Origin of the sequence: Dendrosporobacter quercicolus (assembly GCF_900104455.1) — a bacterium.
Lineage (GTDB): Bacteria > Bacillota > Negativicutes > DSM-1736 > Dendrosporobacteraceae > Dendrosporobacter > Dendrosporobacter quercicolus.
In genome coordinates this window covers 1,129,814-1,151,805 of record NZ_FNHB01000001.1, presented here as the reverse complement: position 1 = coordinate 1,151,805, position 21,992 = coordinate 1,129,814, and the positions used below count along the sequence as shown (strand labels likewise).

Annotated in this window: 22 protein-coding genes; 17 read left to right on the top strand and 5 right to left on the bottom strand. The window is 45.5% G+C overall.

Annotation, left to right across the window (positions count from 1 at the left end):
* Positions 1-6 precede the first annotated feature (6 nt).
* The 5 genes from BLR06_RS05250 to BLR06_RS05230 all read left to right on the top strand — a co-directional run bounded on the left by BLR06_RS05250 (position 7) and on the right by BLR06_RS05230 (position 5,354).
* Positions 7-762: a glycosyltransferase family 2 protein gene (locus tag BLR06_RS05250; RefSeq protein ID WP_092069212.1), complete on the top strand. Its 756-nt coding sequence runs from the start codon at positions 7-9 to the stop codon at positions 760-762.
* The gene (locus BLR06_RS05245) at positions 746-1,144 is read left to right on the top strand and encodes a GtrA family protein (RefSeq protein ID WP_092069211.1); all 399 of its coding nucleotides are present in this window, start codon (positions 746-748) and stop codon (positions 1,142-1,144) included. The genes BLR06_RS05250 and BLR06_RS05245 overlap by 17 nt, the downstream gene beginning before the upstream one ends.
* A 127-nt stretch (positions 1,145-1,271) precedes the next feature.
* The gene (locus BLR06_RS05240) at positions 1,272-1,520 is read left to right on the top strand and encodes a hypothetical protein (RefSeq protein WP_139164436.1); all 249 of its coding nucleotides are present in this window, start codon (positions 1,272-1,274) and stop codon (positions 1,518-1,520) included.
* Between the two features lie 140 nt (positions 1,521-1,660).
* The gene (locus tag BLR06_RS05235) at positions 1,661-2,782 is read left to right on the top strand and encodes a glycerol dehydrogenase (RefSeq protein WP_092069209.1); all 1,122 of its coding nucleotides are present in this window, start codon (positions 1,661-1,663) and stop codon (positions 2,780-2,782) included.
* Positions 2,783-3,185: 403 nt separating this feature from the next.
* Complete coding sequence (locus BLR06_RS05230; RefSeq protein WP_092069208.1) at positions 3,186-5,354, top strand: ATP-dependent helicase; 2,169 nt, start codon at positions 3,186-3,188, stop codon at positions 5,352-5,354.
* A gap of 170 nt (positions 5,355-5,524) precedes the next feature.
* On the opposite strand, the gene BLR06_RS05225 is transcribed toward BLR06_RS05230, so the two are convergent.
* The 3 genes from BLR06_RS05225 to BLR06_RS05215 all read right to left on the bottom strand — a co-directional run bounded on the left by BLR06_RS05225 (position 5,525) and on the right by BLR06_RS05215 (position 8,583).
* Positions 5,525-5,875: a hypothetical protein gene (locus BLR06_RS05225; protein ID WP_092069207.1), complete on the bottom strand. Its 351-nt coding sequence runs from the start codon at positions 5,873-5,875 to the stop codon at positions 5,525-5,527.
* A gap of 131 nt (positions 5,876-6,006) precedes the next feature.
* Positions 6,007-6,234: a GlsB/YeaQ/YmgE family stress response membrane protein gene (locus BLR06_RS05220; RefSeq protein WP_092069206.1), complete on the bottom strand. Its 228-nt coding sequence runs from the start codon at positions 6,232-6,234 to the stop codon at positions 6,007-6,009.
* Between the two features lie 681 nt (positions 6,235-6,915).
* On the bottom strand, positions 6,916-8,583 hold the full coding sequence (locus BLR06_RS05215; protein WP_245698025.1) for a sensor histidine kinase: 1,668 nt from the start codon (positions 8,581-8,583) through the stop codon (positions 6,916-6,918).
* Between the two features lie 379 nt (positions 8,584-8,962).
* Between BLR06_RS05215 and BLR06_RS05210 the strand changes: the two genes are divergently transcribed.
* From BLR06_RS05210 to BLR06_RS05180, 8 genes are all read left to right on the top strand, one after another.
* A complete protein-coding gene (locus BLR06_RS05210; protein ID WP_092069204.1) occupies positions 8,963-10,477 on the top strand; it encodes a sigma-54-dependent transcriptional regulator in 1,515 nt (504 codons plus the stop codon).
* A gap of 510 nt (positions 10,478-10,987) precedes the next feature.
* Positions 10,988-11,191 (top strand): CsbD family protein, encoded by a 204-nt coding sequence (locus tag BLR06_RS05205; protein WP_092069203.1) that lies wholly within the window; start codon positions 10,988-10,990, stop codon positions 11,189-11,191.
* A gap of 164 nt (positions 11,192-11,355) precedes the next feature.
* Positions 11,356-11,670, top strand: coding sequence for a LapA family protein (locus tag BLR06_RS05200; RefSeq protein WP_092069201.1), 315 nt, complete (start codon positions 11,356-11,358; stop codon positions 11,668-11,670).
* Between the two features lie 206 nt (positions 11,671-11,876).
* Entirely contained in the window at positions 11,877-12,176 is a 300-nt protein-coding gene (locus BLR06_RS05195) for a YtxH domain-containing protein (RefSeq protein WP_092069198.1), read from the top strand.
* Between the two features lie 82 nt (positions 12,177-12,258).
* Complete coding sequence (locus tag BLR06_RS05190; RefSeq protein WP_092069195.1) at positions 12,259-12,624, top strand: hypothetical protein; 366 nt, start codon at positions 12,259-12,261, stop codon at positions 12,622-12,624.
* Between the two features lie 332 nt (positions 12,625-12,956).
* Positions 12,957-13,106 (top strand): lmo0937 family membrane protein, encoded by a 150-nt coding sequence (locus tag BLR06_RS19175; RefSeq protein WP_139164435.1) that lies wholly within the window; start codon positions 12,957-12,959, stop codon positions 13,104-13,106.
* A gap of 53 nt (positions 13,107-13,159) precedes the next feature.
* Entirely contained in the window at positions 13,160-13,411 is a 252-nt protein-coding gene (locus tag BLR06_RS05185) for a hypothetical protein (protein ID WP_245698024.1), read from the top strand.
* A 165-nt stretch (positions 13,412-13,576) separates the two neighbouring features.
* Positions 13,577-14,524 (top strand): hypothetical protein, encoded by a 948-nt coding sequence (locus BLR06_RS05180; protein WP_092069192.1) that lies wholly within the window; start codon positions 13,577-13,579, stop codon positions 14,522-14,524.
* A gap of 1,007 nt (positions 14,525-15,531) precedes the next feature.
* Here the strand turns inward: BLR06_RS05180 and BLR06_RS05175 are convergent.
* On the bottom strand, positions 15,532-15,876 hold the full coding sequence (locus BLR06_RS05175; RefSeq protein ID WP_092069189.1) for a L,D-transpeptidase: 345 nt from the start codon (positions 15,874-15,876) through the stop codon (positions 15,532-15,534).
* A 425-nt stretch (positions 15,877-16,301) separates the two neighbouring features.
* Here BLR06_RS05175 and BLR06_RS05170 point away from each other — a divergent pair, with 425 nt between their 5' ends.
* Positions 16,302-16,892 (top strand): CBO0543 family protein, encoded by a 591-nt coding sequence (locus BLR06_RS05170; protein ID WP_092069187.1) that lies wholly within the window; start codon positions 16,302-16,304, stop codon positions 16,890-16,892.
* Between the two features lie 288 nt (positions 16,893-17,180).
* On the opposite strand, the gene BLR06_RS05165 is transcribed toward BLR06_RS05170, so the two are convergent.
* The gene (locus BLR06_RS05165) at positions 17,181-17,744 is read right to left on the bottom strand and encodes a bifunctional transcriptional activator/DNA repair enzyme AdaA (protein ID WP_092069185.1); all 564 of its coding nucleotides are present in this window, start codon (positions 17,742-17,744) and stop codon (positions 17,181-17,183) included.
* 263 nt (positions 17,745-18,007) lie between these two features.
* Between BLR06_RS05165 and BLR06_RS05160 the strand changes: the two genes are divergently transcribed.
* From BLR06_RS05160 to BLR06_RS05145, 3 genes are all read left to right on the top strand, one after another.
* The gene (locus BLR06_RS05160) at positions 18,008-18,979 is read left to right on the top strand and encodes an arsenic resistance protein (RefSeq protein WP_092069175.1); all 972 of its coding nucleotides are present in this window, start codon (positions 18,008-18,010) and stop codon (positions 18,977-18,979) included.
* 663 nt (positions 18,980-19,642) lie between these two features.
* Positions 19,643-20,791 (top strand): cation:proton antiporter, encoded by a 1,149-nt coding sequence (locus BLR06_RS05150; RefSeq protein ID WP_092069169.1) that lies wholly within the window; start codon positions 19,643-19,645, stop codon positions 20,789-20,791.
* A 342-nt stretch (positions 20,792-21,133) separates the two neighbouring features.
* Positions 21,134-21,514, top strand: a complete 381-nt coding sequence (locus BLR06_RS05145; RefSeq protein WP_217636837.1) for a MarR family winged helix-turn-helix transcriptional regulator — start codon at positions 21,134-21,136, stop codon at positions 21,512-21,514.
* Positions 21,515-21,992 lie beyond the last annotated feature (478 nt).

The following is a 21,992-nucleotide window of genomic DNA, read 5'->3' as shown; positions in this document are numbered from 1 at the left end:
TATAACATGCTTGATGTAATTGTACCGGTATATAACGAGGGGGCAAATATCGAAAACTTGCTGAATCAGATAGCGAGCAGTGTCAAGACCAAAAAGCGGCTGACGCTGATCTATGACTGCGCAGATGATAACACCTTACCTGTTGTGAATGAGGTGCGCTTAAAGTATGATTTTCCAATTTATTTAAAAAAGAATATCTATGGCCGCGGTGCGTTAAATGCCATAAAAACAGGTTTGCATACCTTTGAAGGCAATATCGTGTTGGTTTTAATGGCCGATTTATCAGATAGTCTGGAAGCCGTGGATTTAATGTACGATAAAATTGTAAAAGAGGGCAATCACCTGGTCTGCGGCTCGCGGTATATGAAAGGCGGGAGCCAATATGGGGGACCGCTCATTAAAAAGGCATTGTCCCGCTTGGCGGGCGTAAGCCTGCATTGGGCAACAGGAATTGCTACGCACGATATAACCAACAGTTTTAAAATGTATCACAAGGCGGTCATTGAATCCATTCAAATTGAGAGTGCCGGCGGTTTTGAAATCGGCATGGAAATTACGGTAAAAGCCTATTTGAATGGCTATAAAATAACGGAGGTTCCTTCTTCCTGGCAGGAACGGACAGCAGGAGCATCACGCTTCCAATTGTTTAGATGGCTGCCATTCTATTTGAAATGGTATTTCATTGCGCTCTGTGAAACTTGGTTTAATCTAAATGATGTAAAGTTTGAGCAGGATAGCAACAAAAATGTTATCTCGAAATAGGGGCTTACTGAATCAGTTTATACGCTATTTCTGCGTTGGCGGTATTTCGGCCCTGGCAGACTGGAGCTTATTTTACGTTCTGCACCTGAAAATTGGCTATCATTATATAGCTGCGGCGGCCGGCAGCTTTATATTATCCGTTATCGTCAACTTTTTCCTGGGAAGAGAGTTTGTCTTTAAAAATCAGTGCAAGTTCAATGCAAGCCTCGAGGCCTTAAGTATACTAGCCATAAATACCACTGGCTTATTGCTTGACCTGTTGATTATAGCCTTAGCTATTGAATTGGCACATATCGATCCGATGACAGCCAAGATTGGGGCTACCGGCCTCGTGTTTTTCTGGAATTTTTTACTGCGCAGATGGTGGCTGTACTCCTGTTAATCAGCCGGGCATGGCAAGGGCGTTACCTAATAGCCCTGGTCTTTACAGAGCACCGACCAATCGAGCTAATTGACGATGGCGCTAACGTTTTTGGCTGTTGCTGACATTTGTTATGCAGATGTGTCTTTTGATGATCACTGGTTTTGTCGTAGCCGATTTTTGCCATGCGTTTACTGCTTCACAGAACGCCGCAGCGCTGTTTTCGTCAAACAAGGGGTTCGACTTTTGGGTTATCTTCGATAATGGATTTCTTGTATTCCCCCACGGGGCTTTAAGAAATTGGAGTAGTTTAGCGGGATTCGGCATTTTCTTTGCAGGTGTAGTTGCAGGTGTGCAGAATGATAAGAAAAGAAAGTATTTTCTTATCATTCCTTGATGGAGCTAAACAAGTCGGGTGTATGGTTATTTTTGGAGGCAATATTGCGGTAAGTTGCAATATACCGGTCAGGCTGTCGGCTTACCGACGACAGCCTGACCTCCAGGGACTATTTTCACGAGATATAGGAGGTAAGTTAAATGGCTCAAGCAATCGCGTTTCCAGGGAAATATATCCAAGGTGACAATGCGTTGCTCCGTATCGGCAAATATGTCGCTCCTTTAGGCAATTCCGTTCTGATCATTGCCAGCCAGGGACGGCTCAGCGACCTGAAAGGCATCGCTGAGGCAAGCTTTAAAGATGCCGGTGTCGCGGTAGCATACGCGGTTTTTGGCGGCGAATGCTCTAAGCAAGAGGTGGAGCGTTTGCGTGAGCTGGCGAAAAGCGGCCAGTGTAACGTTATTGTTGGAATGGGTGGCGGTAAAGTAATCGATACAGCCAAAGCCGTGGCCTATTATGAAAAGGCTCCGTTGGTAATTATTCCTACGGTGGCGTCCTGTGACGCGCCTACCAGCTCGGTGGTTGTTTATTATAATGAGGATGGGGCTTTCCAGGAGGTCCTTTTAACAAGAAGAAACCCCAATATCGTATTGGTGGACACAAGAATTATCGCCAACAGTCCTGCCCGTTTGCTGGTTGCAGGCATGGGCGATGCTTTAGCCACTTATTTTGAAGCTCGCACTTGTGTGGAAAGCTATCGACGCAACTTGGCGGGAGGGACATTTACGCTGACCTCTTATGCTCTTGCTAAACTATGTTATCAAACCTTACTCACTGACGGGTTTTCCGCAAAGTTGGCGATCGAGAACAAGGTTGTCACCAAGGCACTGGAGAATGTAATCGAAGCGAATACTCTGTTGAGCGGCATTGGTTTTGAGAGTAACGGCGTTTCCGTCGCTCACTCAATTTATGATGGGTTTATGATAATGTCCAATGCTCACGATATGTATCATGGCGAGTGGGTAGCTTTTGGTACGTTAGTGTTGCTAATTCTTGAAAATCGTTCAAAACAAGAAATCAAAGAAGTGGTGGAATTTTGCCTGAACGTCGGGTTGCCGACGACACTGTCTGATCTGGGGATGGAGAAAATTTCGCGTGAGCAACTGTTCAAGGTGGCTCAGGCTGCCACGGCGCCAAAAGAATCGATTCACAACGAGCCGTTTCCGGTAACCGCTGACGATGTTGTGGCTGCGATACTGGTTGCGGATGCAACCGGCCGAAACTTTAATAGAATTATCGACAAGGCGGCAGCTAAGCCCTAAATCCGGAAAGCCGCCTCGCGGCTTTGGAATGCTGACACACATATTCCCAATAATGTGTAATTTCACCATACCGGCTAATGATTTAATTGCTACGCCGGTATTTCTTTTCGCCGCTAAAGGTAGCTGAGCATAGAAACCACAACCCATTGGGAACTCGAGAAAACAGATAGCGGGGACAGTTGGGTTTGTTTGACCGCCTCAACCCTTAGAATGCCATTCGAGAGGATGATTATATTTAGGCGTAGGCGCGTATTCCAACAAATTTTTCTCCCTGGTGGGAAGGAATGAATTAAGCTGCTGATCAACACCCCGCATACATGTGGAGTGTGTTGGGAAGACAAGCATGCTTGACTAAGATAAAATACCAGCATTTTAAATCCTGTTTTATGGTGGTGATTTGTGAATGAGCGATATATTAGCGGGGCTCAACGAGCAGCAGCGACAGGCTGTAACTACTACGGAAGGCTTTATCCGCGTGATCGCCGGCGCGGGTTCCGGCAAGACGCGGGCGCTGTCGCACCGGTTTGCCTATCTGGTAAACGAGATTGGCATCATGCCGGCCAACATTCTCTGCGTCACCTTTACCAATAAATCCGCAAATGAAATGAAACAACGTATCCGCCGGCTTACCGGCGACAGCGATACAGGCTATATCAGCACATTCCACAGCTTTTGCGTAGCCGTTTTACAGGAGGATATCAATGCGGTACAGTATCCGAAGCGTTTTCTCGTGCTGGATAACGCCGATATCGACGCCATGCTGAAGATCATCTATGAGGAGCGCGGTCTCACGCTGCGCCATATGACCTTTGCCAAAGCGCGGGACATGATCGAAATACGCAAGATATTCAAAGATCCCGAGTACTACGAGCCGATGATCGCGTTCTCTTTGGACGAGCTGCAGCAAAGGTACCTGCATGCCGTGGAAACAGACGACATTATTTTCTGGGGCTATCTTTATCAGCAAAAGAAATACTTCGGCCTGGACTACAACGACCTGATCAAATATGTACTGCATATATTCAGCGTCAACGAGGCGATCCGATTAAAGTGGCAACAGCGGCTGGAATACATCATGATCGACGAGTATCAGGACATCGATGAACTGCAGTATCGCCTGATGAAAGTATTGTGTGCTTACCACAAAAACCTGTTTATTGTAGGGGACCCGGACCAGACCATCTACACCTGGCGGGGAGCCAGTGTACGCTATATACTGGACTTTGACAAAGAATTCCCTAATGTCCGCACCCTCATGATGATGGCTAATTATCGCTCGACACCGCAGATTGTGGCTGTAGCCAACTCTCTGATCGGAAACAATAAACACCGTATGAAAAAGGATTTGCTCCCGGTGCTGCCGGATGGTGCCAAGGTTGTCTACCATCACGCCAAAACAGCGGAGACGGAGGCCAAATGGATAGCGGCTGAAATTAAAGAGCTAATCGCTAATGGCGTGAAGCTCGGCGATATTGCCATCCTATACCGGGCCCATTACATTTCCCGCATGCTGGAAGAGGTATTGCTGAAGGAAGAAGTCCCGTACAAAATCTATAGCGGCGTGCAGTTTTTCGGCCGTATGGAGATCAAGGACGCGTTGTCTTATTTGCGGCTGATAGCCTATAAGGACGACTTGTCTTTCCTGCGGGTGGCTAACGTGCCCAAGCGCAACATCGGCGAACGGCGAATGAAGTTTTTGCAGGACTACGCCGGGCAGAACCGGTGCTCGCTTTACAATGCCTTCGAGCGGACAATTGATAACGAAATTTTCAAGAGCACCAAGGCACAGCGGTTTCTGGCCCTGATCGAGCGTTTTTCGGCAGGCCATCAGGATTTGCCTGTCTCCGAACTGCTGAACGCGGTCCTCGACCAGAGCGGCTATGAGGTGATGCTCCGGACGGAAGGCAGCCAGGAGCGGCTGGATAATCTGGCTGAACTGAAGCAGTCGGTTTATGAATACGAGATATCCTGTGGCGAGGAATGCACGCTGGAAGACTATCTTGCCCATGTGGCACTGCTGACAAACACCGACGCTCTTTCCGGCCAGAACGCGGTCAAGCTGATGACCGTGCATACGGCGAAGGGCCTGGAGTTCCCCCATGTGTTTCTCTGCGGCCTGGAGGAAGGCGTGTTCCCATCGAGGAAGACCGCAACCCTCGAGGGCATGGAGGAGGAACGCCGGCTGGCCTTCGTCGCCTTCACCCGGGCGAAAAAAGCGCTGTTCATCACCGATGCGGAAGGACGCAATTTTGACGGCTCGTATCGCTATCCGTCCCGTTTCATCTTTAATGTGGACAAGACTCTGCTTGCCTACACGAATGAATTGGAGGACAGTTTGGTATATGAAACAAACTGGAATATCACTAGTAGCGAGAGAATGCTGGTAATGCAAGCTTCCGGGCCGGTCTTCAAGCCGGGTGACCGGGTTGTCCACAGCATTATGGGAGCCGGAGCAGTGGTCGATATCGATCACGACAAAGCCGCCTACGTGATCAAGTTCGATGACCTCGGGACAGTGCGAAAAATTAACTTTAAAGCGAAGCTTGAAGCAGAGGGTGCTTTTAATGGCTAGAGAACTAAATAAAAATGTGGACATGTGCGCAAACAAGGGATCAAGTGCGGTGGCGGCTTTGCACCTAACGGAAATAGGGTAAAAAGAAAAGAGCCTGAAGGCTCTAAGCTGACAAACAAGTGTTAATTTAATAAGGATTCATCAATCTCGTGTTGCTTGTAATGGCGAAGTTATTTTTGTCTTATAAATTTATGTTCTTCAAACAACAGGAAATCGCCATCTTTGACATAAGATATCGTATTGGTTTCGGACCCTGTACTTACAGCGAGAACGCCATCTTTTAAAACAGCTGGATATTCCCTTGTTTTCCTTTCATCATTGTTAACGATTTTAGCGATGGTGGTCGGGGTACTCTGAGTTACAATAAAACCTTCTCCACTTTTCTTAATTTCGACTGTTTCTGCAGACCTTTCAGAATTCACCCATTTACCGGTAAATTCACCACCTGAGATATTGCCACAGCCGGCGGCAAAAACTAGCATTAAGACAGTTGAAAATAACATAGCGACAATACGTCTCATTTTTCTTCACGCTCCTAATATTTATTGAATGGCTTTTGCCAACGAGGCATCACTACCTCAGTTTGGTGTTTCTCGATCTGCCGATGCACTTTAAATACTTTATTCTTGTTTGACCAGCAGATAAAAGTTACTTAAAAAATTCGTATAAGCCACAACAGTATAATCGCTCCAAAAGTTGCCATGGCGATTTCACCGATTGTGCCATAGGTGCTGATACCTAAAAGACTAAACAAATAGCCGCCGATAAAAGAGCCTGCTACACCGATGATTAAATCACCGATAAGGCCAAATCCTCCGCCTTTCATAACATTACCAGCTAACCAACCCGCAATAATACCAATGATCAGAAACCAAAGCATATATAATCCTCCGTCTCATTTTAAAATTTACAAACGTCTAAATTACGCAAGCTAAACATTTGCATTTGTTTCCCAAAAATTATGTTTTCTATAAAAAATGTGAAACCAATCGCCTGATGAGAGCATCTTTATTGATTAGCACATGTGCTTATGATGAATTTTCACATAAGAAAAAGCCCCCATGTTGGATATACGGCGCATGCCGGCGAGTATGATTATATACCACACCCAGTTTTTAATATCCCCTGGCGGCTAAAACACAATATTGCATTGTAGTAATCGTCGGAAACTTCAAACATCTTATAAGTTATTATACTATGCATGGTAGTTTATGTCAACAATAGTTTTCATTGAACAAACAATTGTATATTGTAATTAGACATTATAGAGTATCTTGCAAGTACCTTCTTACAAACCATTCAAAAAAAGCTTTTGCGGTGAATATGTAAGCAAAGTCCACGAAAAAGTCCGTAAATCGTCATTCGTGGAACTACATAGACTAGAAATATCCATTATTTTCTTGTGTTTTATGCGGGATTTTTACATTTTGAGGGTAAAGAAAATGCCGGTTTGGGGTAGGGTTTGCCAGCCACGCTTGTTTTTCTCCAGCAGCATATATTCTTAGAACAACAAAAGCGCCGTCCTGTCCTGCACGTTCAATATAGGGTCGCACTGCTGTCCTCATGGCCCATATCGCGGAATTTCAATTTGAAACATCACTTGCTGGTTCAAGCTGGCAACCTGAATCGTTCCGTTATGAATATTGACAATAGATTTTACAATGGACAGCCCCATACCCAGTTTGGCACCGGACTTTGCAGAGGAAAAAAACGGTTCAAATATTTTTCCGATAATTTCTTCAGGAATAGGCGGTCCATTATTGCTAATCTCGATGACCGCTTTTTCCCCGGTACATGAGGTTGTAATCACAATCTCTTTTGTAGCCTGGTCCACACCCTCAAAAGACTCGATGGCATTGACCAAAATAATGATGACGATTTCTTCTAGCCGCCTGACATCTCCCCATACGATAGGGGAAACCGTACATGTGTTATTTTCCCGCAGTTGAATGCTGTGGACCCTTAATCTTTCTTGAACCATACTGACCGCTTGCTTAACCATCTTGTTTAAATCGACTTCTTTTGGGGTGTGAGACCAAGCCCTGTTTACGGAATCCTGCATCCATTCGAGAATAGCCGTGATATAGCCGGCCTGCACCGAAATACCCTGGCAGTTCTCAATCACCTTTTCAATACTCGTTTCTTTCCCTTTTTCATGCCAATAGATCATCCCATCGGCCATGATTTTCAGTGCTTGCAGCGGCTGATTAATCTCGTGAGCCACCCCTGAAGCCAAAGCGCCTAACCATGCCACTCTTTCGATCAACGCGACTTGCTTTTGGTTCGCGCTTTTTTGAATTTCCGCTTTTTTTTGTTCGGTAATATCCTCCAGAATGCTGGCAACATGCCCTTTCTCCGGGCTATAGGCAGACACTCTGTACCAGGAATCGGTATTTTTTGAGTATTGCTCCAGCATGATCGGCTGCCCCGTGAGTTCTACGTCGCCTAATATTTTAATCCAAGTGGCTTTGTCGATGCCATGGTTGACCACAGGCAGGCGTTTCCCCACAACATCCGCAACCTTGAGGCCTGTCCGCATTTCGAAAGCGGGATTGACTTCGGCAAATTCAAGATCAACCGGCTGGCCATGATCATCGGCGATTACCCGATGGTATTCGAATATGTTCTGCATATGGTCCAACAGGCCCCGGTAACGGGACTGGCTGGTCGTGAGCTCCCTATTTTTCTCTGCCAGTTCAGCTATATACTGCTCTGCGTTGGCCTCGGTTTGTTTTCTCTCGGTAATATCTTCCGATATCTCAACCACATGACCACGCTGCGGGCTGTACGCAGCAATGGAATACCACTTGTCTTGCTGATCGGAATATTGGATAAAGGCCGCCGGTTCCCCGGACAAGGCCACTTTTATATACGTTTGCAGCCACTGGCGGCTTGTTTCAGTCAGGTGCGGAAAAACCTCTGACACCCGCTTGCCGATGAGTTCGCTCCGTGGACGCCCTATATTGGCAGCATAGGCCGAATTGACTTTCGTATAGGTCAGGTCAACAGAGTTTCCTGCTGCGTCAAATAGGATCCGGTAATAGGCACACCCATTGGGCATGTTGTCAAATAAATCCTGATAACCGGTCGGACACTCAGCATCTTCCGGTATTTTGCCAGCGGAAATATCCTCTGAAAAATAATCGGCAGTCTGTGTTTCTTTTGTATTTTCGATCCGTGTTCTTACTTTCTGCTCGGCAGTTTTTACATTCCGGCTTTGTTTGTCCACTTGACGGCCACCCCCTGGCAAATGATTCGCCAGTATTTTTTTATAACCTATTATATTCAACAGTTTCAGGGAATTATCCTACATTTTCCGTTAAATAGTTCAAAGAGCCGGGGTAAGAAGGGTATTGCCCTTTTTATTGCAGAGGAATAGGGGAAAGCATGAAAGTATCGGTTCACGTATTGATGCAAGGCTGATATGACTATTTACATAACATAAAGCACTGGTATCTTTAGAGGATAATAAATTATTTTGCCGAAGCTCTTTATAGAAGGTTTTGTTTCGAGCGTCGTAGCGCGTAGCGGATGAAGGCAGCCAGCAGCGGCGGCATTCCTGTTTGAAATCGCCGTAACAAGGGCGGGGGCAGGAGAAGGGAGTTCGGTTGAATATTTTACTTGTTGATTATGATACGGACAGCAGAGCGGGAATTGCCGGATTTTTGCGGGAAATGGGACATCATGTCACGGAACGAAGCGACGTTGAAGCAGCCTACGCCACCTATAATGCGGGTGCTTTTTCGATGGTGCTGACCGATATCAAAATGCCGGCGATGCCGGGGCAAGATTTGCTGCATCGCATAACGGCCCTGCCCGGAGAAAAAGCAGATGTCGTGTTATTTACCAATTATGATGACCGGGGAGCCGCTGTCGATATCTTACGGGAGGGAGCCTACGATTATCTGCTAAAGCCAGTGAACGTGATTGAACTGGCGGCGGTTACGGAGCGGATTGTTGAACACCGCGCATTGCTCCGTGAGAATAAAGTGCTGACCGACCGTTTTGGCGAAGAAGTGCAAGCGGCAACCGCAGAGACGCGGCGTGAGGTATCCAGGCTGAAACAGGTGCTGTCACAAATTGCCGGGATCGATCATGTCGGTTTCTTCTCCGACCAAATGAACCAGTTATTGAGGTTAGCCGCGATATTTCATGAAGGCCGGTCTATACCGGTGCTGATCCAGGGAGAGACAGGCACCGGTAAGGAAATCATCTCTAGAATCATTCATTATGGCGATAGGATTACACAGGAGCCCTTCATCGACCTGAATTGCGCGGCCCTGACCGCCGGTTTATTTGAAAGCGAACTGTTTGGTTATGAGCCCGGTTCTTTTACCGGCGGCCTGACGAAAGGGCAGAAAGGGAAACTGGATGTGGCGCAAGGCGGTACGTTGCTGCTGGACGAAGTGGGCGAGATCCCTTTAGAGCTGCAGGGGAAGCTGTTGAGAGTGATACAGGAAAAGGAATTTTACCGCGTTGGCGGTTTGAAAAAAATAAAGACAGATGTGCGGATTATCTGTGCCACCAATGCGGATTTGGAGCAGCGGGTGGCACAGGGGACTTTTCGCAGGGATTTGTTTTTCCGGCTGAAAGTCGGTCATATCGTCATTCCTCCCCTGCGTGAGCGTACGGATGATATTATTCCGCTTGCTGAAATGTTTCTCCGCCAGTTTGCCGAACAAAAAGGGAAGCGTTTTCGCCGGATCGGCCCGAGTGCGGCTGATTTGCTGTTGGCTTACGACTGGCCGGGGAATGTGCGTGAACTCAGGAATACGATGGAATTGGCCGTGCTGATGTATGACGATGTGGAGCTCAAACCCCTGCATCTGAATTTGAATACCCTGGAGAAAGTGACCTCCATCCCTTTGGACGTACCGTTGAATGCCCGGATGCTTGACCCTCATCGCTTTCTTTTACCCGCAACGGGGATCAATTTGGAAGAATTTATCGACAGTCTTGTCCATCAGTCTTTAGCACTGTGCTATGGGAATAAAACGGAGGCCGCCAAATATTTAGGGATCTCCCGGCGTTCCCTTTACTGCCGGTTGGAACGAAAAAAGGCAACGCCAAAACCGCGCCAGTTGCCAACAGACGCTGTGAACGCTGCGGTGCCAAAGGAATAAATGCTGGGTTCGGGGCCAATTCTTGCCTGGAAGGCTTTCCAGGCAAGAACAACGAAATGGCTTCGCACCGGCGGGCGGAGAAGCCCGTAAAAATAAATAAAACAGGTAAAAGCATGGCCCTTTGGGTGTATTGTTTACTCGCTGAACAATACGAGCACCCGCAAAAAGGGAGCCATGCTTTTTGCATTGGTCATCCTGCCGCGCCTGCAGCCCAGGCAATATGTTGCGGAAGTCTACAGAGGACAGGCAATGCTCTGAACCTGCGCGGTACGACAGGCAAGGGGTAGGCAGCAAAAGATCGCCGGGAATGATCCGTTCAGGTCAAAGCGAACGGATCTGTTATGCGGAAAGGACCGCCGGCTATTCGGCCAACTGGAAGCCTTTTTCCCGTGATTGCAGGCGACGTAAGGAGCGGCGGGGGTAAGAGGAGGTGTTGGCACGCTTATTGCATACTATTAAGGAAGGGTAGGGTGGCAGTAAGCGGAAAATGAAGCCAATAGGAGGAAAAATATGAACGAAGACATACTGAAAGGGAAATGGCATGAGCTGAAAGGCGGTGTCAAAGAAAAGTGGGGCAAGCTCACCGACGACGATCTTACCACCGTAGAGGGAAAATCAGAGAAACTGATGGGGCTTTTACAAACAAAATATGGGTACACCAAGGACAAGGCCGAAGAGGAATATAACAGTTTTATCAGTAACCACAAAAAGTAGTTCCCAGCGTTCAACTAAGGAGCAAGGTGCCAGAGGGGAAAATTGTCTGTTTATGACTTAGTCCATCGTGCAGGCCGGTGAGTTTTTTAGTGTAACGCTTCACCACCTTACTATCCTATCAATGCTTTCCGAGGTCAAACTGATGATAAAGGAGGGAACCCTGTTTGATCTATTTAATTTTTGCCATGGTTTTTGCCGTGTTGGTTAGCTTCTTTGCAATACAGAACGCCATACCGGTGACGATCCATTTTTTGGCTTGGAGCGGCACTACTTCGTTTGCCATCGTAGTCTTTGGCTCGACAGGGGCAGGCATTCTTATTGCATTACTTAGTCAAGGGATGGTCCAGCTTCGCTTGCGTCTATCGCTGCGGCAGGCGGAAAGCCGGATCCATGAGTTGGAGCAGGCGTTAATAAAAACGGAAATCTTAGACCGGGATACCCGGTTTGAAGAGAAATTGGAAGCTGAGCGATTGCTGTAAACACGGGGGTAGGCTCGGCAGCAGTCCTTTTGGCACAACGGCAAAGCCGCATACAGGCTGCAATGAGAGCAGAATCTCTCGGCCGGGTAAGAAGCCTTGAAAAACTGAGAAATGCATTTGCAAAAAACTAAAGAACTGCAGATCGCCATGAAAGGGTCTTTTAACCAGCGCAAGATGTCAGCATAAAAATATCGGAGGTAAGAGACATGTCTATTAGAGATCTTATTGAAAAAGGAAAGAAATCGATTTGCAAAAGGCAGGCAAAAAAAATAAATGGTACCGTGATCGGAGCGGCTGTAGGATTGACAGTCGGGGCAGTTGCCGGTGTCCTTTTGACCCCTAAGTCCGGCAGAGAAACGCGCACGGATATTGCCAACGCTGTTAAGGAATTTCCCCGCAAGGCTAAGGACGTTTTGGCAAGCGCTAAAGAAAAGGCGGAAGAAGCCCAAGAAAAACTGCAAGAAACAAAGACAAAAGTCACCGAAGAGCTAACCGTAAAGAAGTAAAACTTCTCGATGAAAAAAACGAACGGCTGGGCCGAAGTGCGCGGCTGTTCGCTAAGTCATTCTGTTGAAAGCAGGGGAATCCATGTATATTACATTGTATGACTTTGGCTTGTTCGTCCTTATTTCGATGATGGTCATTGTCAGTGCGTATTTGATCGCCATTCTACGTCAGGCAATTCTCTTGTTCAACCAGGCCCGGCAAGTTTTAGCCGCTCACGACAAGGACATCCGCGAAACTCTTTCCTTGCTCCCGGTAGCATTGATGAACCTCAATTTGCTCTGCGTAAGCATGACGGAAACAATTGGCCAAACAAGTCACGCAGTTCGGTCATTGAAGACGGATTTGGCGGATACGGCAGACGGCTTGCATGACGGAGTGGAAACATTCATCTTCTATGTGAAGGTGATTGGCGAAATTTTAAAGTCTGTATTCTCAAAAATCGGATGAGAAAAAGAGTCAATAACCTGGATAGAGGCCGGACAGCCGTTGGTTTTGTGGATGACGATTTCTATGCAGAGCACAAACTCACCAATAATCTAACATTAGGATTGCAGGAGCACGGTTTATTGCAGACAGTATAATTCTATGGGCTTTAGAGCCATTCTTAGCAATCGGTATTACCGTGGTTCCAATCCTTATGTCGGTGCAGCGGCGAACATGGCATTGGCCTGACCTTTAAGTTTTGGCGGGGAGTCGGGCCTGTCTGACGTTTTTCCGCCTGTCGAGGCGGAGTTTTACCGCGGACTTTAAGATAAACTTTAGGAGAGGGGAAAAGGACTATGCTACAAACAATCTGCATTATTTTGATCGTAATGTGGCTGTTAGGGATCGTTACATCCTATACTATGGGCGGCTTGATCCACATTCTGCTCGTAATTGCCGTCATCGTATTTTTGGTTAATTTTATTACAGGACGGCGAACCTTGTAGGATCATTTGTGAATAATGCGATCCGGGCAACAGAAAGAAATGATAACACGCGTTTGAACATATTGACGAAAATATTCACCCTGCTGATTGCATTGCTGGGGACGGCGGGCGCCATGGCAAGTGCGGCCACCGTTGAAGAAAAGCGCCAGAACATCCGGGAGGCAACGCAGGAAACGCTCAACGAAGTTTACAGCGTTCAATCCAAGGCCAGAGACGCCGTAGCGAACGCAGACAGGTCTGCCGATTTCGCCGATAGCGGCTGGGAATTTGGCGGTCAGGGATGGTTGCCGCTACAGACAGTGTGAGCGGCGATTCCCTGCGGGGGGCTGTTTCCGTGGCTCCGAACGTCTGGATGCATCAATTGGCGACAAGGTCTCGAAGCAAGCATAACGTCAGGGGTCTCCGCTATTTTAAGGATAATGACTTGAACTAAGGAAGTAAAAAAGATGCAATATGGGGAGGAAATAAGTATGAAAATGTTTAGTTTACGGATGTTGCTGGTGTTGAGTTTATTAGTTGGTTTGGGCAGTGCCGGGGCAGTGCCGGCAGAGGCAGCCAGGACGGCGCCAGCTGGTGTGAGAGTCGAACAATGGACAGGGCAGGACTTCACCTTTCTGGCTTTGCCGGCGGAAAAGCAGTCCACCGGCTACGAGATATTTGCCGCAGAGCAAGCAACCCGAGGATTGGAGGGCGATCGTTCTCTGCGTATTCCTTATGCGGAACATGTTGGCAAGCAAGTTGTCGTTACTAAAATCGTACCGTTTGCGGCAGGCGGCAGGCAAAAAGAATATATGGTTTATATGACGGTAAAGGAAACCGATGAAAAATTAGTGGGGCGTACCATGCAGGGCCAGTTGGAGGGCTTGCTGTTAAGCGCCGACCTGAGGAATGCCCGGCAGCAATTTCTGGGAAAAACGGTTTATCCTAAGTTTAGAGAACTGACCGGGCTATATGTCCCTGGACGGAATAGCACGCCGCCGGCATCTGTGTCCACACCGATTGGCGCTCCGGTTGTCGTACTTGATGTTTACGCAGGTAATAAATCGCAGGAGCCCATTTGGCTGATTGTTGACGTGAATGGGGAAAAAGCAATTTTACCCATCGCATACAGTTGGACCAACATGCCCATTCAATCCTGGACCGAGACACCTCCTTGGCAAAATGCCTTGTTTATGAAAAATCCGAGAATTAGCCTCGGCGGATCTGACGCTTTGTGGCAGAAAATTCAAGCCGGAAATGTAGAAGAAGGGATGAGTAAAGAACAAGTACAGCTTAGCTGGGGCAATCCCTCCCGCCGGGAAAAGAATGATTCGGTTTGGATATATGGCACTAAGCAGCTTCAGTTTCGCGGTGATGTGCTGTATTCCATTGCAACGATTTCAGAAAGTCAACCGGGGTCATATGAGGATCTTCTCTGAGACGGGATGGCACGTGACCACATTAATTAGCCAATCCTGAAATGCGCTTCAGCGACGCCCGCAACCGGTAAATGCCGGTCCTCGGCTAAATATCAAGGAGTCAGGGGGGGAACCTGTGATCTCCATTCGAAGAGGGACCATCTAAAAAGCATCAGGCTTTTAGATGGCCCTTATTCGTCGGGGACGGGTTATGGTGAAAGTACCTAAAAGTGACCGGTATTTCGTGCCGGATTATAAAAAAAGAATATTCTTATATTCTTAGAGACATAGCGGCGCCATTCCAAAATCAAGTGACTGCTTAAACTTGGCCAAAACTAAATAATCCATAACCATCGCTAGTAAATAATTCCCGGCAACACATGGAAGACTTCGTCATCAGCCGTTATCTCTTGCCCTAGAGCACGTGTGTCAAGGGGACGGGGTTATTGGCACAATTGGTTTAAAATAAGATTCTTGAGGGCAAATGAATGCTGCGAAAGTAGAGAAAAAGATGGAGAAAAGAAAGCAGAAAAAACTGTAATAGAAGCAACTATTCAGCCCTATGGGCCTGGAACGGGCCGGTTATTGAGATCCATCGTATTTTACACAACAAGAGGAATTGGATGCTGATTATGGGTGGCTCTGAGGAAGGAGCAAAACCATCATGTGGTAATTTATGTAAATGATGGTTTTCTTTGAATAAAGAATTGTATGGAGACGATTGAACGGAACGTATGGGATATCTTACCAGTTCAGCGCAAAAGGAGGACGTCAAGATGGACGAGATCACACACAAGATGGGATTTTTAAAATACTGACAGGGCATTCACCTGCACCGCTCATTGTCCTGAGCGTATATAACGGCAGCAGAGCGACGGCCCAGACCAATTAGATACTGGCATGAGCAAACGGAGCCGCTATAGTATAGCCAGTCTGGACGAAGGTCGATTTACCGTAACAGGTGTCGATGGCATGACCGGCGCAGGGGGATGGCCTAAAATACTCAACGAGAATGTTAACCCCACAGCTTACTGGCTAATCATAACTACAGGTGTGCCAATCTCCATTTTTTCAAACAGCTCTTCAATATCTTTATTATACATTCTGACGCAGCCGCCGGAAACATACCCTTCTACAGGGCCGTCCCATGAACCGTGCAGACAGGTTTTGTCGGAAGACAAAACCAATCTCCGGGACCCAAGGTCAAATTCACCTGGTTTGTCAAAAATCAACTTCTCAATAACTTTGTAGCTGCCGGGCGGGGTAGGTGTTTCCGCTTTGCCACTGCCCACAGGGTATTTTTTAATTAGTTGGTTATCTTCATAGTAATAGGCTCGGTGGGTAGCCAGGTTAACTATCACTTTTTTGTTCATTTATCGTCCCTCCCAATGTTATTCTATGTAGCATTTTTACAAATGATGCCGCTAGCCAGGAATTGGGCGTCTAACGCCGATTGTTCTAGCTGCATCACGCCAAGAGCTCTCTATTCGGGATGCTTGATCTAATAATGTATCCAAAATGCAATTCGGCAGCCCCGAATTATGAATAATAGAAACAAGGTCTTGTTGAAAGAGTGCAGGCATTGGCCGCAAAAAGAGCGGCCCGAAGATTTACCAATGCTTTACTATCTTAGTCTAAATAGAAAGTTATGATTAGTGGAATATTTTGAAATAATGCAGGCGGAGTGCACAAATATTCAAATAATGAATTTGTTCTGCAAGCATGCATACATTTGCTGTTCATGAACAGAGAGGAAAAAGGAATACTAAGGTTGAGAGATACCTAAAATGTCTTGATAATGAAGGGGGTTAATCTTATATTCACGATTGAATACACTTCTATAGAGGCCACAAAACAAGCGCAAGAAATCTTAACGCAAATAAAAATTGAACATTGGCTAAACGAAGAAGTATTCCGGATTCAATGGTGGATACAAGTTGTGGTTTTAATTGTTCCCTGGTTCATCTGGTGGAAGCTGGTCAATAAACAGAAGCTGGTAGAAATATTTTGTTATGGGCTGCTAATTGGCATTGTGGCAGTTCTCCTGGATGGGCTCGGGGTCGAACTGACCCTTTGGGGATACCCACATAAATTATTCCCTCTATTAGAGCGGTTATTTCATGCTGATTTAACAGCTTTACCTGTCATATTTATGTTGATTTATCAGTACTTCCCCAAGTGGAAGGCATTTTTGGGAGTGTGCACCTTAGTAGCTGCAATTTTCACCTTTGTTGTAGAGCCAATTCACATAGGGCTAAATATTTATGAACTTTATTCATGGAAATCCATTTACTCATTCCCGATATATGTTGCTTTGGCTGCTTGTTGTAAATGGTTATTAGGATTGATTATTAAAGAACAAAAGCCGCCCCAAAACGTTTCAGAGTAGCTGGGCGAGTAATGGGGGGGATGATGACAAATGCAAATTATTATGCTCGTTTCCTGATCATTTGGGAAAATTTTTGTTTAGCGTTGATATGCCTTGGTAGGAACCTTTACCAATTTGGAACTAAGCCTGGTATGAATTTGAATGAATAAAAACGCGAGCCGGTTGATGGTTGAAAATCATCTTGACCGGCTCAAATTTTTGCGTTTTTTCAGGTATCCAGAATTACTAACAAGAAAAAGTATTGTCTCATTCTGTCACCGCCGAAATAAATAACCCGCGGAAATGATGCTAATTATGATGTTCGGCGCGATATTCTGAGGGGGAAACTCCAACTACCCTTTTGAAGGTTCTGGAAAAATGAGATAGAGTATTGTACCCAACTTCGTATCCAATGTATGAAATTGATGCGTTTGTTCCGGAAAGTAAAATCATGGCCTGTTTCATACGCGCTTGATGCTGGTATTCTATTATGGTCATTCCTATTATGTCTCTAAACGTTCTATGCAAGTAAAATGGATTAACATAAAATATTTGCCCTAAAGACTTAGAAGAAAACTTTTCCGAATAGTGGCTATCAATGTAGTTTTTTATATTCATTGCCAATTCCTGTTTGGCGCCTTGCCATTCCATTTGGTTTGGCCTGCATCTTAGGCATGGGCGATAACCACATTTTTCTGCATCCTCTACGGTATTGAATATCTCAACATTTTTGGGGTTTGGCGTTCTTGCAGTACAAGAAGGTCTGCATACAGTCTTTGTGCTTGTTAGTGCATAATAGAAAACCCCATCATATGATTTATCACCGTTTTTTATTGCATTCCATTGTTCTTTACTCATTACTGTTTTATTCATAAATCACCATAATTCCATAACCTGTATCAGCTGCTCACTATATATTTTATCAGAACTTCATCTTATAATGTTCGCTTTATCCAATAAAGTCAATCTAAAGTCAGTATTGTGAAAACACTGTTAGCATTTGTATGTTATTCTATTAAGCATATAGCTGGCCGAAGCTAATTGGCGGATGTTTGGATATACCGCCAGTCATAGGAAAAATTGCGTATATACTTCATACTGAACTATTGAAGTATCCATACTTTGGGGGAATTTAAATGAGTAAACTTGAGAAATATCAATCATTCATTATTTTTCTTGCCATACCTATTGGCATATTGCTCGGTCAAATTCAAATTATAGAACAATATGCTGAAAATTTTGTAACCCCATTTCTGTTTGTAATGTTGTTTGGAGCTTTTTTAAATATACCGTTAAATGATTACCGAAAAGCATTTGCCAATATAAAGTTTTCTATTACAACGGTTTTAATAAACTTTGTTTGGACGCCCATATTGGTGTGGCTATTGGGGAAACTGTTCCTTTCCAGCTCTGCAATCTTGCAGATTGGATTTATCATGCTAATGGTCACTCCTTGCACTGACTGGTATCTCATATTCACAGGTGCAGTTAAGGGGAATGTTCCGCTATCGGCGAGTGTATTACCCGTTAATCTCATTTTACAGGTAATATTGTTGCCGCTTTATCTTTTGATTTTTGGCAGCGCATCCGGAACTGCCAATATGCAAGAAGTCCTTATTAGCATTACTGTTATGTTGCTTTTACCTTTTACATTGGCGCAATTAGGAAAATTTTTGTTAAGCAAGATGCAAAATAACGATAGCCGGGATAAAATTTTCGCCAAATTTAGCGCATCACAAACAATACTGCTTGCAATGGCGATTACGGCAATGTTTGCTGCAAAGGGAAGCAGTCTGCTGTCAAATTTAAATGTTGTTGCTGTGTTACTTATTCCCATTGTTCTGTTTTACATGATCAATTTTGTTTTGGCGCAATTGGTGGGAAACGGCTTTGGATATTCCTATGAAGATACCGCCAGTTTAACACTGACTATCGTAGCAAAAAATTCGCCTATGACACTAGGTGTAGCGCTTATGGCATTTCCTAATGAGCCGCTGATCCATCTGATTATGATTATTGAACCGCTTATAGAACTTCCCGCATTGATGCTAATCACAAAAGCTTTGCTGGTAATTCGCAATAAGCAGGCTGGAAAACAGGAAATTTAGAGATGCCACCGCAGGTTATAGGCGCTAAATTCTCTACTCTACACAGAGTCGGATACCTCAATCATGGGGTATCCTGTCTTTGCCACCGGGTGAAGGCGAAAAAGGACATATCAATATTAACCATTTCGAGTTGAGAAATGGATGAACGCCTATGAGCGGCAAACAGGAAATAGAATCTGCTATTTTGAATATCGCAAAGGTATTCGGCGACGATACGGCACAATGCCTGCCTGTCGGAGAAGGTGAGAGGCCGTACAATTTTGCCATGAAAAGCCGGATGCCTAAAGGCGCAGCCGACAAGGCTGCAATCATATGTGCGGGTCTGAATTTCATCCTGACTTGCGCCTTTAATTTGACATTTTGCTCATTTTTAAATACAATATATTTAGTTAAATAAGCATTAAACCGGTTGGACAGGAAACTGTTTTCAAGTCGTCTGGGTTACTCAGGGGGGAGGACCCAGACTTGTTGAAAGTAGTTTCCTTTTTTTATGCAAAAAAGGGCTGCTTTTTGCTGTAATAGCAGGAATTGATAGTAAAGGATGGTGATAAAATAGGAGATGATTTTTAAAAATAATGGAATGCTCCATATGGCGGCAAGAAGGCTGAAGTAAATGGCTACAGTCACCTATATGGATATAATAGCGGAAGGTGTGAGGCCAGGGTGCTGTTTTTACAAATATTGATTATTTTACTGGCAACCAAATTAGCCGGGGAACTAAGTGTCAAACTGGGACAACCGGCAGTATTAGGTAAGCTTGTCAGCGGAATTGTGATCGGCCCAGCGGTATTGGGGTGGATCGGGCCCTCGGAAATGATTACGCAGATCAGCGAGATCGGCGTTTTACTCTTGATGTTTATTGCCGGTCTGGAAACAGATATTAAAGCGCTTAATCAAAATCGCAATTCGTCCATTGCCGTCGCTGTAGGCGGAATTGCTGCGCCATTAGTATTTTGCTGCCTGGCCGGTATCTCAATTGGTATGGAACAAAGTCATGCGTTATTTTTAGGCCTGTTATTTTCGGCTACATCAGTGAGTATTTCCGCACAGACCCTCAAGGAACTTGGGCAGTTAAAAAGCCGTGAAAGCACAACCATATTAGGCGCGGCTGTGCTGGATGACATTTTGGTCGTTATTGTGCTGACGGTTATGATGAGCCTGCTCACGGCGGAGCAAGTAAGCCTCAGCTTAATTATCGGCAAAAAATTCTTGTTTTTTGCCGCAATCGCTTTGTTGGGCTGGAAAGTTGTACCGCGGGTATTGAAAATGTTAGCCCCTCTGCGGGTATCGGAAACGATTGCCAGTGCAGCGCTAATCATTTGTTTCTTTTTTGCCTATCTGGCCGAAGCGCTTGGCGTGGCTGGAATCATTGGCGCATTTGCCGCGGGGGTAGCGATTTCACAAACTAAGTACAACCATGAGGTGGAGCGCAAAATCCAGCCGATCGCGTATGCCTTTTTTGTACCGGTGTTTTTTGTTAGTATTGGGCTTTCTGTTTCGTTTGCCGGGACAGGGGATCAACTATGGATTATTGCCGGTCTTACGATAGTTGCCATTTTAAGCAAATTGTTCGGTTCGGGACTAGGGGCAAGGCTAACAGGTTTTGGAAATTTATCCTCTCTGAGAATTGGGGCAGGCATGGTATCACGAGGGGAAGTTGCGCTTATTTTAGCAGCGATTGGCTTAGAGTCCCGCTTGCTGCAAGCAGAATACTTTACCGCAATTGTTGTCGTAGTTATCCTGACCACACTGGTAACGCCACCCCTGTTAAAGTGGCTGTTCGCTAAAAAAGAATTGGGCAAAGACAATTAAACGAGCGGGTTAATTAAGATCGTAAACTGGCATTAGAATTTGTACGAGTTACCGAAGCTGCGGCGCTTGTCTCTGGCCGTTGGATGAGTAAAGGCGAAAAATGCCGCCACGGAACGATAACGGCCGGACAGGGCGGAAATAAAAATAGCAGCGGAGTCCAGGGAAATTAGAAGCTTATAACCGATAACAATGGCAGCCAGCAATTGGCATTGTTTTATTTTTCGACAGGGATTGACAATATTGTATAGTAGCTATACAATATTGAATATGATAGATGACAAGCTGATAATTAGCCAGTTGCTTTTAAATATCATAGCCGGATTTTATGAAAAAGACGCTAAAGTGAATTATTTTGATACCGATACGCTCTTATATCATTCCGAAATTCATATGGTTCAGTTTATTAAAGAAAACCAGGCGCTTCATCTCTCGGCGATTGCCCGCGGGCTGGGTATAACGAGGGGGGCGGTGTCCCAGATGATTATGCGTCTGGAAAAAAAAGGTGTTGTCAGCAAGGAACCTGATCCCGGTAATAACCGGAAGGTGATTCTGCGCCTTACTTCAAAGGGGGAAAAGGCGTACCTGGGTCATAAACGCAATCATGATTCCTATAATGCGGTTGTTAGCACGCTTCTGGAAAATGCCTCGCAGAGTGAAATGGATTTTTTGAAAGAATTTTTGATGAAATATGAGAAAGCATTGCACAAAACGTCTTCAGAGTAACGTTATAGTATCTATGGGCCTTTGGTTTAGACGGTAAGTAAAAGTAAAGAGTCTCAGGTCTATAGAAGGACTGCTAAAAAACATAATAAAATTATTTCTCCGATGCTGATCAGAAAAACTGAAGGCTGGGCAGATTATTCTGCGCGGCTTTTTGTATTTTTGCAGAAAGCTGGCGCAACAAATAACAAAATGAGGGGGGATGTGTTATAACCAAGATTATACGCCAGGCCTATCTAATGATGGCTGAGGCGGAGTTCCGCGCAAGGTCTGGGCGGTGTCTGGCTCACCTTTAATACGGAGGATAGGATAAAAGGCTGAATAAACGTTTTTGAGCTTCTGGAGTATAGCAAAGCGGTGACCCATGTGGATGTCGGCTATCCCGATCAGAATCCGGCGCCGCCGAAACGGCTGGGACTGCCGGAAGTCGTAGAGGCCAGAATTTAAAAGACAGGGTAATTTCTAACAAGCTACAAACTGA

Bases quoted from the DNA above. Each gene is read 5' to 3' on its own strand.
- BLR06_RS05235 (WP_092069209.1), top strand. From the start codon at position 1,661: ATGGCTCAAGCAATCGCGTTTCCAGGGAAATATATCCAAGGTGACAAT.
- BLR06_RS05180 (WP_092069192.1), top strand. From the start codon at position 13,577: ATGAAAATGTTTAGTTTACGGATGTTGCTGGTGTTGAGTTTATTAGTT.
- BLR06_RS05190 (WP_092069195.1), top strand. From the start codon at position 12,259: ATGTATATTACATTGTATGACTTTGGCTTGTTCGTCCTTATTTCGATG.
- BLR06_RS05225 (WP_092069207.1), bottom strand. From the start codon at position 5,875: ATGAGACGTATTGTCGCTATGTTATTTTCAACTGTCTTAATGCTAGTT.
- BLR06_RS05220 (WP_092069206.1), bottom strand. From the start codon at position 6,234: ATGCTTTGGTTTCTGATCATTGGTATTATTGCGGGTTGGTTAGCTGGT.
- BLR06_RS19175 (WP_139164435.1), top strand. From the start codon at position 12,957: ATGCTACAAACAATCTGCATTATTTTGATCGTAATGTGGCTGTTAGGG.
- BLR06_RS05245 (WP_092069211.1), top strand. From the start codon at position 746: ATGTTATCTCGAAATAGGGGCTTACTGAATCAGTTTATACGCTATTTC.
- BLR06_RS05230 (WP_092069208.1), top strand. From the start codon at position 3,186: ATGAGCGATATATTAGCGGGGCTCAACGAGCAGCAGCGACAGGCTGTA.
- BLR06_RS05160 (WP_092069175.1), top strand. From the start codon at position 18,008: ATGAGTAAACTTGAGAAATATCAATCATTCATTATTTTTCTTGCCATA.
- BLR06_RS05250 (WP_092069212.1), top strand. From the start codon at position 7: ATGCTTGATGTAATTGTACCGGTATATAACGAGGGGGCAAATATCGAA.
- BLR06_RS05205 (WP_092069203.1), top strand. From the start codon at position 10,988: ATGAACGAAGACATACTGAAAGGGAAATGGCATGAGCTGAAAGGCGGT.
- BLR06_RS05170 (WP_092069187.1), top strand. From the start codon at position 16,302: ATGAAGGGGGTTAATCTTATATTCACGATTGAATACACTTCTATAGAG.
- BLR06_RS05165 (WP_092069185.1), bottom strand. From the start codon at position 17,744: ATGAATAAAACAGTAATGAGTAAAGAACAATGGAATGCAATAAAAAAC.
- BLR06_RS05195 (WP_092069198.1), top strand. From the start codon at position 11,877: ATGTCTATTAGAGATCTTATTGAAAAAGGAAAGAAATCGATTTGCAAA.
- BLR06_RS05175 (WP_092069189.1), bottom strand. From the start codon at position 15,876: ATGAACAAAAAAGTGATAGTTAACCTGGCTACCCACCGAGCCTATTAC.